At 60.9% G+C, this 13,717-nt stretch carries 12 protein-coding genes and 1 pseudogene; all 13 read right to left on the reverse strand.

Annotation, left to right across the window (positions count from 1 at the left end):
* Nucleotides 1–1,051: glycosyltransferase family 39 protein (locus tag U9R81_RS02375; RefSeq protein ID WP_322493931.1), on the reverse strand; the 1,051-nt coding region annotated here is incomplete at its 3' end.
* A gap of 527 nt (nt 1,052–1,578) precedes the next feature.
* The gene (locus tag U9R81_RS02380; protein ID WP_322493932.1) at nt 1,579–3,333 is read right to left on the reverse strand and encodes a B12-binding domain-containing radical SAM protein; all 1,755 of its coding nucleotides are present in this window, start codon (nt 3,331–3,333) and stop codon (nt 1,579–1,581) included.
* Nucleotides 3,281–3,814 carry a hypothetical protein gene (locus U9R81_RS02385; protein WP_322493933.1) on the reverse strand — a complete coding sequence of 178 codons (534 nt, stop codon included), beginning with the start codon at nt 3,812–3,814 and terminating at the stop codon, nt 3,281–3,283. Before U9R81_RS02385 ends, U9R81_RS02380 begins: the two co-directional genes overlap by 53 nt.
* Nucleotides 3,815–3,828: 14 nt before the next feature.
* Nucleotides 3,829–5,064, reverse strand: coding sequence for a glycosyltransferase family 2 protein (locus U9R81_RS02390; RefSeq protein WP_322493934.1), 1,236 nt, complete (start codon nt 5,062–5,064; stop codon nt 3,829–3,831).
* A gap of 67 nt (nt 5,065–5,131) precedes the next feature.
* Nucleotides 5,132–5,863 carry an acyltransferase gene (locus tag U9R81_RS02395; RefSeq protein WP_322493935.1) on the reverse strand — a complete coding sequence of 244 codons (732 nt, stop codon included), beginning with the start codon at nt 5,861–5,863 and terminating at the stop codon, nt 5,132–5,134.
* 171 nt (nt 5,864–6,034) lie between these two features.
* Nucleotides 6,035–7,117, reverse strand: coding sequence for a non-hydrolyzing UDP-N-acetylglucosamine 2-epimerase (gene wecB / locus U9R81_RS02400; protein ID WP_322493936.1), 1,083 nt, complete (start codon nt 7,115–7,117; stop codon nt 6,035–6,037).
* Between the two features lie 3 nt (nt 7,118–7,120).
* Nucleotides 7,121–8,080 carry a transferase gene (locus tag U9R81_RS02405; protein ID WP_322493937.1) on the reverse strand — a complete coding sequence of 320 codons (960 nt, stop codon included), beginning with the start codon at nt 8,078–8,080 and terminating at the stop codon, nt 7,121–7,123.
* A 329-nt stretch (nt 8,081–8,409) separates the two neighbouring features.
* Entirely contained in the window at nt 8,410–9,867 is a 1,458-nt protein-coding gene (locus U9R81_RS02410; protein ID WP_322493938.1) for a polysaccharide deacetylase family protein, read from the reverse strand.
* Nucleotides 9,868–9,877: 10 nt separating this feature from the next.
* Nucleotides 9,878–11,221 (reverse strand): fatty acid--CoA ligase family protein, encoded by a 1,344-nt coding sequence (locus U9R81_RS02415; protein ID WP_322493939.1) that lies wholly within the window; start codon nt 11,219–11,221, stop codon nt 9,878–9,880.
* A gap of 25 nt (nt 11,222–11,246) precedes the next feature.
* Nucleotides 11,247–11,951 carry an SDR family oxidoreductase gene (locus U9R81_RS02420; protein ID WP_322493940.1) on the reverse strand — a complete coding sequence of 235 codons (705 nt, stop codon included), beginning with the start codon at nt 11,949–11,951 and terminating at the stop codon, nt 11,247–11,249.
* Nucleotides 11,944–12,267, reverse strand: a complete 324-nt coding sequence (locus tag U9R81_RS02425) for a hypothetical protein (protein WP_322493941.1) — start codon at nt 12,265–12,267, stop codon at nt 11,944–11,946. Before U9R81_RS02425 ends, U9R81_RS02420 begins: the two co-directional genes overlap by 8 nt.
* Nucleotides 12,268–12,274: 7 nt before the next feature.
* Nucleotides 12,275–13,396: a LamG domain-containing protein gene (locus U9R81_RS02430; RefSeq protein ID WP_322493942.1), complete on the reverse strand. Its 1,122-nt coding sequence runs from the start codon at nt 13,394–13,396 to the stop codon at nt 12,275–12,277.
* A gap of 12 nt (nt 13,397–13,408) precedes the next feature.
* Nucleotides 13,409–13,717 (reverse strand): annotated as a pseudogene (locus tag U9R81_RS02435) (hypothetical protein); the annotation flags it as partial.

A 13,717-nucleotide genomic window follows, 5' to 3' on the forward strand; every position in this document is an offset into this window, starting at 1 on the left:
CGCCGAGGGCCACTGCCGGGAAGGCGTAGCGCGGCCAGCCGAGCGACACAAGGTACCAAGCCAGCCAGAGCACTGCCAAGAGGGTTGGCGCTAGTTCGGCGAAGGCGGCGGCGCCCCCGCGCCGGCAGCGCCAGAGGCTGTACACCAGCGCCGGCACGAGCAAACCGCCGTACACCTGCACCAGATAGCGTACCGCGCGCAGGGTCGCTTCCAGATCAAACACAAAGATGGCGCCGCCGGCTGCTTGCCGGGTCTTGGCGAGATTGGCGCTGAAATCAGCCGGGCCGAGGAAGGCCAGCATGATCAACAACCAGCCGGCAAACATACCGCCAGCAATGATGGGCGGCGCTAGGCGTAACCACCAGTCACCCACCCGGAAGTAGCGCCAGTCGAGCAGGGCCAGCAACCCTAAACCCGGCGCTACAATCAACGCAAACTGGTTTTTGGTGATCAGGGCCAAGCCAAAGCCAACCCCGGCCAGCAGCGCGTAGCGCCGGCGTAGCGCCGGCTGAAAGATGGCTACCGTGTACGCCAGCAGACCAGCTCCTAGCCACGCTATTCCCGGCACCTCACCCAACACTTGCCGGCCATATTCGACCATACCTTCAAAGCCGCGGGTGCGTGAGGCGAGCAGTAACAATATCGTCAGCAGCGCCAAGCGCCCCCCGTGCAAGCGGCGGGCCAGTTGATAAAAGATCAGCAGTGCGGCAAAGAGGTATACCACGATCACCAGCCGCGCCGGCAGCAGATCAACCCCAACCACTGCAAAGACCGCCGCTACCGGCAACATCACCGTCGGTCCGACCCCGATCGTCGGCCCAAAGTAGCGAAACCCTTCGCTGCTAATGTCAGCATAGACGCCGTAGCGCACCAGCGTTTCTGGCACGTGCAAGTGCGATCCTTCATCGAACCACGTGCGGGGCGCGTAGGGCAGGTTGATCAAGGCGAGCATCGCGATGAGAACGACGACGATCAACGCTGCAATCCGCTCGCCATAGTGAATACGTGTGGTTGGCAAGCTTCGTGGTTGGGTGGCAATGGGTTTATTCATACTCCCCCGCTGCTAACCTCAATAGCGTCCGGCAGGATTGTGCTTGGCGGCGATGGTGGCGGCACAGTACGCTGCGCGCTGTGCTGTACGTTCCCTCTCCCGCGCTCGTAGGAGCGAGGCTGGCGGTCAGCAGCCCGCGTAGCGGGCTTCGTAAACCTAGCCCGGCCCTTCAGGGTCGGGTACCGGATGAGCAGTTCTGTCCACCCCTCTCCCGCGATAGTGGGAGAGGGGCTAGGGGTGAGGGCAAAACAGCGTATTGCAAAGCCATCAACCATATCTGCGCTCATACGTTCTGTCCGTCCCCCTCTCCCGCGCTCGTAGGAGCGAGGCTGGCGGTCAGCAGCCCGCGTAGCGGGCTTTGTAACCCTAGCCCGGCCCTTCAGAGCCGGGTGCCGGATGAGCGGTTCCGTCCACCCCTCTCCCGCGAGGCAGGAGAGGGGCGAGAGATGAGTGATGCGGCGCATGCCGTGCATACCGTTGCGTTATTTCCCCTCTCTTACCTCGCGCGCGAGGGGCTGGGGGCAAGGCTACATCGTGCCGCTGCCGCTCAGGCGACGCAGACCATCATTGCGCAAGCTGCCGCCGATCCACTTCAGGTGGTTGACGCCGATCTGCCAGAGCTGGCCCCACGTTTCAGGGTTGGCTGCGCCCTTGAGGAAAGTCATGATCGGGCGTGGTCGCAGTGACCACTCGCGCGCTGCTCGCTTGGCCCAATACTCCAGATCAGCTGAGCTGAGGTGCGGGTAGTTTAGCACCGTGTGGGAGTACATATCGTAGTCTTCCCACTGGTTCATGCGGATCCAGCCGTTGGCTACCGCTTCGTAATAGAAGGGCGTGCCGGGGTAGGGCGTGGCGATGTGGAAGAGGGCGATATCAAGCGGTAACCGCTTCGAGAGGGCGATCGTCTGCTGAATCGTCTCGACCGTCTCACCCGGCAGGCCGATGATGAAATAGCCCCAGTTCATAATCCCGGCCCGGTGGCTGGCGGCAATCGTCTCTTCGATCCGCTTGACGGTGGTGCCCTTGCGCGCCCGCTTCAACACCTCTTCGCTGCCGCTCTCGAGGCCCCACGCAATCATAAAGCAGCCGGCCTTGCGCATCAACCGCAACTCATCCTCATCAACGAAGTCAACCCGGCTGTTGCAGCTCCAGCGCAGCTTGATGCCCTCTTTGATAATTGTGTGGCAGAGGTCGTAGACAAACTCCTTTTTGACCGTAAACAGGTCGGCCTCGAAGTGGATGTGATGCATGCCCATCTCTTTGAGCATGATCATCTCTTGCAAGACGTGATGCGGGCTGCGGTGGCGCACGCTCGATTGGTAGGTCACGTGCTTGATGCAGTAGCGGCATCCGGCAGGGCAGCCGCGGCTGGTGAGCACGAAGGTGTAGGGGCCGCCGACGATCGGCACTTTGTAGCGCTGCCACGGCAACTGGTCGTGCAACGGGATGGGCAAGGTGTCAAGATCTTCAATAAATGGCCGGTCAGGATTGATCTGCACCTCGCCGTGCTCGTCGCGGTAGCCGACGCCGAGCGTTTCGCGCAGGGCTTTGGCGATAATCTTGGGATGCACACCGAGAAACCGTCCGCGCGTGGTCAGATACGAAGCGTCAGGGAAGGGCAGTTTGCGCCACGGTGCGGTGAGATCGGGGTTGCCGACCGGTACCTTCTCATCGGCATGCTCTTGCTGAACCACGCGGTCGATCGTGCGGATGACATCGACAATGGTCAGCTCCGGTTCGCCGCGCACCACAATGTCAAGCGTCGGGTAGGCTTCGAGCGTCTCGCGAGTCATCGGCGTGACGTGGGTGCCGATCGCCATCGTGATGGTACCCACCGCTTTGCCGATGAACGTTGTTCGCATGTCGTTCGTTAAGGTGGGCGCCGTCGCGTGGATGATCATGTAGCGCGGCTTCTTTTCCCACATATACTTCTCGAACGACTTCCAATCCATCATGAGGCCAATTGCATCGATCACCTCGACCGTGTAACCGGCTTCTTTCACCACCGCGCCGATCTGGGCCAACGCGGTTTGCGGCCAGATAATACCGTCGCGGGTGCGCCGGCCAACGCGGGCAATATCACGCAAGAAGAGATCACCGTCGGGCGATGGCGGGTTCAACACCAGCACATCAAGCCGGGGCGTCTTCTCGCGCGGCATTTCGACAAAGCGGATCTCGCCGGCGCGTTCGTTAGGCCGGGCCGGGGCGACCAGCTTAATGCCGGTCGGTTTATCGCCCGGCGCTTGTTTGCGTTGAGTTGGCGTCGTTTCCTGCTCGCTCATGGTTCTCCTCTTGTGGTTTGGCATCACGTGATGCGGTAGCGCCGCTTGTTGTCGCATTGGTGCGGGCAGGGTAGAAGCGGCGGAATGCGTTCATCATAGACGATCCGAATGAAAGGTACAGACCGTGAAATACCATCAGAAAGGTGATCAGCACGAACCCCGTATTGATCACTGGGCCGACGATGAAGTGCAGCGGTCGATTCCAGTGGGCGATTTCCAAGCCGAACAGCATATCGATTGCGTGATGAAGTTCGCCGGCCACATGCTTTTCGTATTCGTACCCAAGTCCAAACAGCAGCGCGCTAAACAGCCAGACGGCATGAACCCGTGATGGTTGTCGGTAGAGCTGGATACTGAAGAACAGCGCCGCTGCCAGTGCGGCCATAATTGGCCAGTTGTGGCTCACTAAGACGATCAGATAACCGATCACATAATGAGTCTGGCCGAGGTTCTGTTCACTCCATACGTAAAACTGTTCCACGTTTTTGCCTCGCGCTAGGCTGTTTGTATTGTCGGCTCGATTGGTGTTGTCAGCGGCGTATATGTCCAGTTGAGATCGGCGGCTTGCTCGCTCTCGCGCCGGCTCAGTTCGGCTAAGACTCGCGCCAGCCCCCATGCGCTGACCAATTGCACTCCCATCAGCACCAGCATCGCGCTGACCACCGGCACGAACCACGAATTAGCCAGCGCCGGATTGGTCAGATCAAATGCGACCGCGGCAATGTAGGTGGCAATCCCGCCAAGGATGGCCAGCAATCCCAACCACCAGTAATGGCGCTCGATTCGGCGCCCGTTGCCGCGCCGGCCAAACAAGCCTTGCCGGATGGCGCGCTTGTGGAAGAGGGCGACCAGATAGCTGAACGAGGTGCCGGTGGTGTAGAGCGTGACACCGGCGACAGCCAGCACCAGCGCGCCGAAGAGCTGTGGGAATGACCAGCCGCTCAGTAGCCCTAGCCCGATCCCGATGCTCTGCCCCAGTGTGATCAGCAAGGCTAATCCCAGCAACGCCAGCCCGACCCCGCCAAAGATCCGCACCGGGTTATAGGTCAGCGCCGTCCAAACGATCGACTTGGTAAAGCGCAGGCCATCGCGAATAACGTGGAGCTTGCTGCGACCCGATCGTTCTTTGTACGGGATGGGCACTTCGACCATCCGCAGCCCTTCGTGGAGAGCGCGAGTGCTCATTGCCGGAGTAAAATCGAGCGTGTTGGGCAGCGGATAGATAACCGGCAAGATAGAGCGGCGCAACACGCGCTGGCCGCTGGCGCTATCGCTGATCCGCACGCCGGCCACCAGTGAGAGCATTGTGGCGAAGATCGTGTTGCCGATCCGGCGCACCAACGGCATCTCGCTGTGCGCGCCCGCCATGCGGCTGCCGATCACGATGTCGGCGCCTTCCAGCGCGACTTTGCACATCTGCGGGAAGTATTCGGGTGGGTAGGTGCTGTCGGCATCGAGGAATCCGATCAGCTCGCCGCGCGCTTGGTTGAAACCGGTCTTCAAGGCGCCGCCATAGCCGCGATTCTGCTGCCGGATCAGCCGCACCCGATCCCCAAAGCTCTGCACAATCACGGCGGTGCGATCCTTCGAGCCATCGTCGACCACAATGCACTCGAGATCGTCAACCCCAACCTCTTGCAATGCCGGCCTGATCGCCAAGACTCGTTCGACAATGGCTGCGATCCCGTCCTCTTCATTGTAGGCCGGTATCACAACGGAAAGCGTGGTCATGTCTTCACCCCTCCCTTTGGTTGCACACTGGCAACCCTACCGGACGCACCGTCGTGCGCCTCGCTGTTTAATACACGGGCATTGCTAATTGTTCGATCGGTAACGGATCGGTGCTCAGATTGCGCACCACCCGGGCGGGATTGCCCACCGCAATGCAGTAATCGGGAATGTCTTTCGTCACTACCGCGCCCGCGCCAATCACGACATTCTTCCCAATCCGCACACCATCAAGAATGATGGCGCCGCTCCCGATCCAAGAGCCATCGCCGATGCTGATCCCCTGTGCGGTGATGCCTTGGGCGCTGATGGGGCGGGTCGTGTCGCTAAAGACGTGATTGACCGCCAATATTTGCACGAGCGTCCCCAGATAGACATCATCACCGATGGTGATACCGCCTTGACCGCGCAGAATGCAGCTCTCGCCGATGAGCGATCGCCGTCCGATGGTAATGTGGCTATGGGGGAGGTTGCGAAAGTTGTAGACGTGGAGAATGGCGTTTTTCATCACCATGCTTTCGGCGCCGATGGTGATGCCACCCGGACAAGCGTGGAGGTAGACGCCATGATCGAGGTATACTCCCGCCCCTAGCCGCACATTGCTGGCAAAGCGGATGCGCACGCCGTCTTCGATGGCGGCGATGCCGTCCATGTGCATCATGGCGCGGTAGGCAATCGCGCGGATGCCAATCCCGATCACGCTCGGTATCCAGCCGAACAAACTTTGCATGAGCTGCTCGGCAACGTACTGTGGCAGAGAATTGGCTTGCCGGCTGAGGTAGAGCTGCAATCGATCGGTCATGGTTTGTACTCATCTACCCACACATCGTTATTCTAGGTGTTGCCAGCATAACCGGCAGGTCTGAACTTTGACTAACTACCGATAGGTGTGGGTGTGACAAAAACGTAATGAGGAATCGCAGAGCGACGTTGCATTGCAACGTCGCTCTGCATAGCGTGCCAAGCGTGGTTGCTACTGCGCGTATGCGGCCATAATCGCCACGGCTCGCTCGGCAGCCCCACTGACAATCGGCGAGCGCGCCGCGCGCAGGCGATCAAGTCCGGCAGGACTGAGCCACGTCGCGGCGCCTGCGAGGATGCTCTCGTAACGGTTGCCGATCAGCACTGCAACCCCTGCATCAACCAGATAGCGCCATTCGGTCTCGTTGCGCACCAGCAAGATGGGGGTGCCGAGCACGGCGGCCTCTTCTTGCAACCCGCCTGAATCGGTGAGCAGGGCTTGGGCCGCTTGCACAAGGCAGAGCGTGTCGAGGTAGCCAAGCGGGCGCGTGGTCAGGATCCGTGGCGAGAGCTGCAACCCTTGCCGTTCCAGCGCCGCGGCGGTGCGCGGATGCACCGGGAAGACGATCCGGCGGCTTTCGGCGAGTTCGTTGAGCGCGCGCACGATGCCGGGCAGCACCGCCGGTTCGGTATTCTCGGCCCGGTGCAGGGTGAGCGCGAGGTATTCGCCCGGCTGGAGTTCTAATTGGGTTAAGATCGCGCTCTGTTTGGCCCGCTCACGGTGCAGCAGCGCTGCGTCAATTGCAGTCGAACCAATCACGTGAATGCGCTCCTCCGGCAACCCCTCAGCGCGCAGGTTGTTGGCGGCAATCTCGTCGGCGGCTAGCAGAATCGCAGCGATATGATCGACAATGATCCGGTTGAGTTCTTCGGGCATAGCCCGGTTGAACGACCGTCCCCCCGCTTCTAGATGCACGACCGGAAAGCCGAGTTTCGCCGCGCAGAGCGCGCCAGCCATGGTCGTGTTGGTATCGCCTTGCACCAGCACCAGATCGGGCCGTTCTTGCAGCAAAATCGGTTCGAGCCGGGCCAGAATGCGCGCCGTCTGTTCGCCGTGCTGGGCCGAACCGACGCCGAGGGTGTAACGCGGCGCCGGCAAGCTTAGCTCCTCGAAGAAGATAGCGTCAACTTCGTAGGAGTAGTGCTGGCCGGAATGCACCAAAATATGATCGAACCGCTCTTCCAGCAACGGAATGAGTGGTGAGAGTTTGATAATCTCAGGTCGGGTGCCGAGCACGGTGAGGACACGAGCCATCGCTTACCTCTCTTTGTATTCGAGTTGAATGCCGTAGTATCGCTGCAAGAAGGTGCAAAGCGCATCGAGCGGCGCGGCGTGGCGCGCGCTGCGCCGGTTGGTGGTCAGGTCGAGCCACAAATCCGACGGTGGCCGCCAGTCGCGCCGGCAGATCAGCCAGATGGCAGGGTGGGCGGGATCAACCGCTGGCACGTCACTGGCTGCCGGCGCAATCGCAATCTGGTAGGTTTGCCGTCCGGTCTGCACGAGCGGGTGGGGCTGTTCGGCCAGCACCCGTAGATCGCCATGCGCAGCCGCCAGCGTCACGAAATGGCGCACCATCTGCCCGGCGATCGCGTCGAGCCGGCGCGGGGTGATGGCGCGTTGCATGCGGCTCATCGCGTTGACCACCCGCGCCGGGTTGCCTTCCACGATCGAATCGGGCGGAATCTCGCCGCTCACCACCGAGCGCGAGTTCACAAAACCGTTATCGCCGACCGTCGCACCGGGATGCAAAAAGACCCCGGCGGCGCACCAGACCCGGTTGCCGACCACGACCGGCGCGAAGCGCACCCAGTAACCTTCAGTGTACGGCAAGAACGAGCCGTGGGTATAGACCATACAGCGCGCGCCGAGCGCGCTCCAGTGACCGATCCGTACCTCTTCTTCGGTGTTGATCAACGACTGCGGGCCAATATAGCTGTGATCGCCGATGCGCAAGCCATCAGCGCCGTACACCAGCGTAAAGCTGCTGATGATGCTGTAGCGGCCAATGCTGATGTCGCCGCCGCAGTTGATTACCGTTAGCGCGCGGATAGCGCTGTAGTCGCCGATGCTGATATGCCGGCCCATCACCGTGGCGAACCAGCCGATCGAAACGCCGCGCCCAATCTGTGCGCCGCAGCAGATGCGCAAGATTGCCGGCTTAGCCGCCGGCGGCGCGATGAAGAGCAAGATGAAGATGATGGTGCGATACAGGTTCATAAGAACACCATAATATGTCATTGCGAGGGAGCGGCGGCGCCCCCGCAGCAATCTCCCGCTGGAGCGGTAAGCATGCCTGCGCGGGTGGTGCCCGACCGCAGCCATTTCCCCCTTCGGCGGCAAGGCTCCGTTCCCGTGCTCGCGGGGATTGCTTCGCCTCGCGCGGGTAAGCCAGCCTGTCATTGCGAGGAGGCGCAGCCCCCGCAGCCATCTCCCGCTTTGGCGAAACCGCTGCCTATACGCATCGAGTGCGGGCGAGCCGCCCGCGCTCCCCCCTATGTTCCTTCCTGTGCGGGGGAAGCACCCGCGCTCCGCCGGCATTGGCGTGTTCACGGCCCTAACCCCTCGCTTGCTGCCGCGATCTGCGCTGCGCGCTGCCGCCAGTGTTCGGCGATCGTTGCCGGCGTGGCGAACCAGACTCTCCCTCGTGCGGCCAAATCTTCCCACAACGCACGGTAGGTTGCCGCCCATCCCGGAAACAGTGTATCGTCGTAGACATAATCATGTACGTCAACGAGCAGTAAGCCACCCTGTCTCGTTACCGTCTCGCGCAGCTCGCTGAGCAAGGTTTGGCGATCGCCGGGATTAAACGGTTTCTGCCCAAACAGATGGTCATCCATCCAACCGGTGGGCAGTTGCAGGGTGCGAATCTCACGGCGCAACCCGCGGTGCCATGGGAAGAAGGGCCATACGCTGCTGCGCCGCCAACCAAGGTAGCGGTTGTGGGTCAGCGAGGCGTCGTAGCGAAAGCCGACCTGCTCGTGCATCAGCAAGGTCTGTTCAGGTTGGCGCGGGTTGAGGTGCCAGTAGTGGTGGCGGTTGCCGTTAACCGGCTGCCCGCTGGCCGCAGCCAGACGGGCGCGTTCAGCGGCAAAGAGCGTGCGGTCGGTGTAGGCGCGATAACTCGCGTGCAGCCCGATCTCCCAACCTGCCGCGCTTAGTTCGTGAAACAACGCCCGAAAGTGAGGCGCTTGCACGTCGTAGAAGGGATCGGGCAAGCCGGTGGCGTATTCCAACAACGAGCCTTGGCGGGCGACAAAATAGAATGCCGAGCGCGCACCGATCCGTTCTTCAAGCTCCATCCACGAACGAAAGTGCCAATGCGTGCGGCGTCCGCTGATGACATCAACCGCCGCGCCGAGGCCGCGCGCACCTTGCCGCAGCAGAATGCGCAGCGGTTCGAGCCAGCGCACTACCTCCGGGTAATCGACATCGTGGCCGCAGGTGGCGGCGAGTTCCGCCCCATTTGGCCAGCGCGGCAGGCCGGGTGGTAAGCCGCAGTGCTGGAGTAGATTGGCCAGCCGGCAACCAACTGCCGATGCCAAGGCGCGGCGCAGCAGGCCCTGTTCGAGCATTGGCGCGCCGGTCAGGTCGCGGTAGCCGTGCTTGACCGTCGGGTATTGCTCCTCTTCATAACCACTGAGCAACCAGAACGCGGCGAAGATGGGGTCATCAGGAATATGCAGGGCGCCGTTGCTGGTGGCCGGCTGGGCATCGGCCTGATCACCCGCCAGCAACGGTAGATCATACCCATCCCACTGCTTCGCGCCACGCAGGCGCACTTGGGCCGGGTTGGCCCACCGGTCGGGCCGCGCATGGATTACGAGCTGGGCCGGCGGGGTTTGGGCCGGCCCAGCAGTGTACGCAATCGTCACCCGCTCGCTGTCCCACGGTTGTTCGCGCCAACCGTACCCCATGCCAGTGAGCAGGGTGCGCCAGATATAACCGATCTCGGCGTGGTGCGCCGCCAGCGCAGGGTCAATGGCAAGCGTGATAGTTGGAGTCATGGATGTATCATTACGCTTTCCGCATCTTCTTAAACCGGGCGCTGTGCTGTTCATTCTCGGTGATGATGATCTTGACCGGAATCTTGTACGGCGCGAGCCGGTCGCGGCAGAAGGTGCGCACCCGTCGCTTAAACTCGTTCGGGTCTTCTGGCTCAAACAGGTTGAGGCGAGCGGTGACGATCTGGCCGGTGATGGGATTGCTCTCACCCACCACAGCCACGTCTTTCACATTTGGCATCTGCAAGAGCACGCTCTCGACCTCTGCCGGGTAGACCTTCTGACCGCCGACGTTGATGATCTCGCTCCGCCGGCCCAAAATGCGGATGTATTCGCCATCAACTTCGACTACATCCTGCGTATTCATCCAACCCTCTTCGTCGAACGGGCTCGGTGCGTTGAGGTAGCCGAGCATAGCCGATTTGGCCCGCACCCACAGCACGCCATCGACGATCTTGGTCTCGAAGCCTTCGCCGCCGACTTTGACCCATAGTGAATTGGAATCGCGTGACTTCGAGCGCAAGATGCCGAGCTCCGAGAGACCATACGTTTGCAAGAGCTGCACATTGGGGAAGAGGTCGTGAATCCGGTGCAAGGTACTCTCTGGCATCACCTCGGTGCCGTAGGTAATCAGCTCAAGCGACGAGAGGTCATAGCGCCGGTAGGCTTCCGAAATCAACAACAAATTGAGAAAGGTCGGCGAGGTTGGCAGGGTTTGCACCCGGTGCGTCTCGATGGCGCGGCAAACGACATCAGGATCGCGCGATTGCACCGCCACCACCGTGCCGCCGTTGGCCAGCGTATAGAAGAGCGTATTGATCCCGCCGATATGATCGAGCAGCAAAAAGGTTAGTGTCACCCGGCGATGGCGCGGCACTTGGAACTTCTCTAGCAGCGGGATGAAATCGTGCAAGGCAGCCTTGCTCTTGCCGGTCGAACCCGACGAGAAGAGCACCAAACCCGGATGGCCGCGTTCGATCAACTGGCGGGTGAGCGGATTGGTCACGGCGACGGCGCGGCGCTCGATCCGCCACTGATCATTGTCGTCAAAACTGACCACGACCTGCACTTCGGCAATGGCGAGAAATTCGTCGCGCTGCGCAGCGACGCTGCGGGTCAGCGGCACCATAATCGTGTTGCGCTCGATCAGGGTCAAGAGCAAACTCACCGCGTTCGGCGAATAATCGCCTTCGATCGTCACGACGTGGCCGGGGCCGACATCGTGTTGGTCGAGCGCCGCGTGCCACGCTTGCATGCGCGTCAGCAGGTCGCGGTATGGGTAGGGATGGTCGTTCCAGACAATGGCCGAATGATCGGCGAATTGTTCCATCCGTTCACGAAGCCATGCGATGCTCATAGCAGCCTCCATGCGGCAACCGGCATCAGCCGCCGCCGCCGAGATAGATCACTTGGCCGGTGATATAATCACTGGCCGGATTGGTAAAGAAGTCAATCACATGAGCCACATCGGCAAAGGTGCCAAAGCGCCGGATCGCAAGCGTATCGATGATATGCTGCAACTTCTCGCGCGGAACACCCCGGATCAGATCGGTCTCGATTGGCGTTGGCCCAATCGCGTTGACCATGATCCCAAAGGGGGCAAATTCACGCGCCAGCACGCGGGTCAGCATTTCGACGGCGCTTTTTGCTGCGGCGTAGAGCGCCTCTCCCTCAAGTCGCAGCGGCACCGCGATGGTGCTAAAGTTAACGATACGACCATAGTTGCGCCGGCGCATCAGCTTGGCTGCTTCCCGGCAAACCAGAAAACTGCCCAGCACGTTAATGTTCAAGATGCGGCTGGCCGTTTCTCCCGGCGTCAGCAGGGCATGGTTCATTGCCGCAATCCCAGCATTGTTGATCGCGATATCAAGCCGGCCATGCCGGCGCTGAATGGCGCTCAACATCGCTTTGACCTGCCCCTCGTTGCTGACATCGACTTGATGGTGCGTGTAGCCGGGCAGTTCCCAATCGACTGCGCTGCGCGCGCATCCTTCAACCAATGCGCCGCGTCGCAGAAAATGCTCAACCAGAAAGCGCCCGATTCCGCGGCTGCTGCCGGTAATCAGCACTACTTCCTGCTCAGTCACGTCCGTGCTCCTCGGTGATCAATTGCTCGAGGTAATCAACCAATGCCCCAACGCTGCGGAACGGGCTATTGCGCTGCGACATCGCCCGATCATCGGCTAAAGTCAACGTCAACCCATGCTCTTCTTCGAGCCGTTGCTCAAGATCGACCACCATGGTTACGAGCGCCAAAGAATCGAGCAGTGCTCCCTTACCGAAGAGGAGCGTGGTCTCGTCAATCGTTGCCGGCAAGGGGCGTCCGATCTGTTCGAGCACATCCCGCAAGCTGGTGATGACGAGGTTGGCAAGGTTTGTTCGGCTAACGGGTAGACTGGTCATACACTGGTTACTCCTGTATCGATGATGCTTGTACGCTGTGCAAACGACTGATCAGCAGGATATAGATACGAATTTCTGGAGTGCCTTCCGGCGGCGCGCTCACTGTTGTTGGCGTCGTAGTGACGGTGCTCACTGAGGTGGCGGTGAGCACGGGTGTGCTGGTGGCGGTAGGCACGGGTGTGCTGGTGGCGGTAGGCACGGGTGTGCTGGTGGCGGTAGGTGCGAATCCGCCGCCAAACGGTGTATCGGTTGACCAGTGCTGGGCCGGGTTGCCATCGCGGGGTTTGAGTTCACCGGAGCTGATTCCACCCAGTGCGCTGTCGGTGATGACCGTTCCCGCACCTTCATCAAACCGGTAGAGAGCAACCGTATCCGCATCAACCGGATGCGGTGCGGTTGGGCGGAGAAAGGCGTCGGTATAGCGCGCGACCCGCGAGAGGCGGAGGTCATCGAGCCAGCCATTGTAATACCGGCTGCCGGGGTAATCGTGCTTTTCGGCTCCCAGCACCAAGAAGGGGTCACTAGCGGGGTAGGCAGTGGTGCGATTAAGCCGGTAATCGATCCGTCCGACTGGACCGGCGAGGATGCCATCGGGTTGGCCATCGACAAACAAGCGCACCTGCCCGTTCTCGGCGCGGGTGATCGCGATGTGATGCCATTGCCCGTCGGTTACGATCGTCGTGCCGGTCAAGAGACGGTCATCGCTGCCGACACTCACCCCCACCGCCAGCCGCTGATTGCAGATGGCGACGCCGTAATCGCCATAATCGCCAGCGCCAAACACATCGCGGTCGATGAGGATGTTGCCGGTGTACCAACCACCGGGACAGGCTGGGGCTAGGTTGTTGGTAGCCGTCGCTTTCATCCAAAACTCAATCGTGAACGCGCTACTTACATTGACGGGATACGACGTAGTAAGACGGCCACTGGAGTCGATCGAACCAAGTGGAATCTTAATACGATCATGATCAAGAGCGCCACTCCCATAGAAACGCAAGGAAGCGCCCACCTGCGCTTGGATAGGAGTGGAATCGCGCATCATTCCAAACAGTACTATTGCTACCAATAATCCCGGTAACGTAAGCTTGACTGGATGCTGGGCTAGGTTGTGGCCGTTGCGCTGTTGCATACCTCGCCTCCTTTACGGCGCTGTTGGCGCGGTAGACGTCACCCAGAGGGGGTCGTCGGCATCAGCGTTGGGGGTTGTGCCAAGGGTCAAAGTGCGATCATTGCCGGAACGGTCGGTGGTGACTTGGCCGCTCCCTTCGTTGAAGCTAAACAAGGCCAGTGTGTTGACATCGGTCGCGAACGCGGCGCTGGGCGGCGTGAAGGCCTCCGTGTAGCGGATCGTGTTCGAGACGCGCAGTTCATCGATCTGGCCGGCGATGAAGCCGTAGCTAGGCACGCCGCCGAGCACGAAGTCCGGGCCGGCGGTAATTGTCCCCACGGT

This window comes from Chloroflexus sp., assembly GCF_034435895.1.
In the GTDB taxonomy this organism is placed as follows: domain Bacteria; phylum Chloroflexota; class Chloroflexia; order Chloroflexales; family Chloroflexaceae; genus Chloroflexus.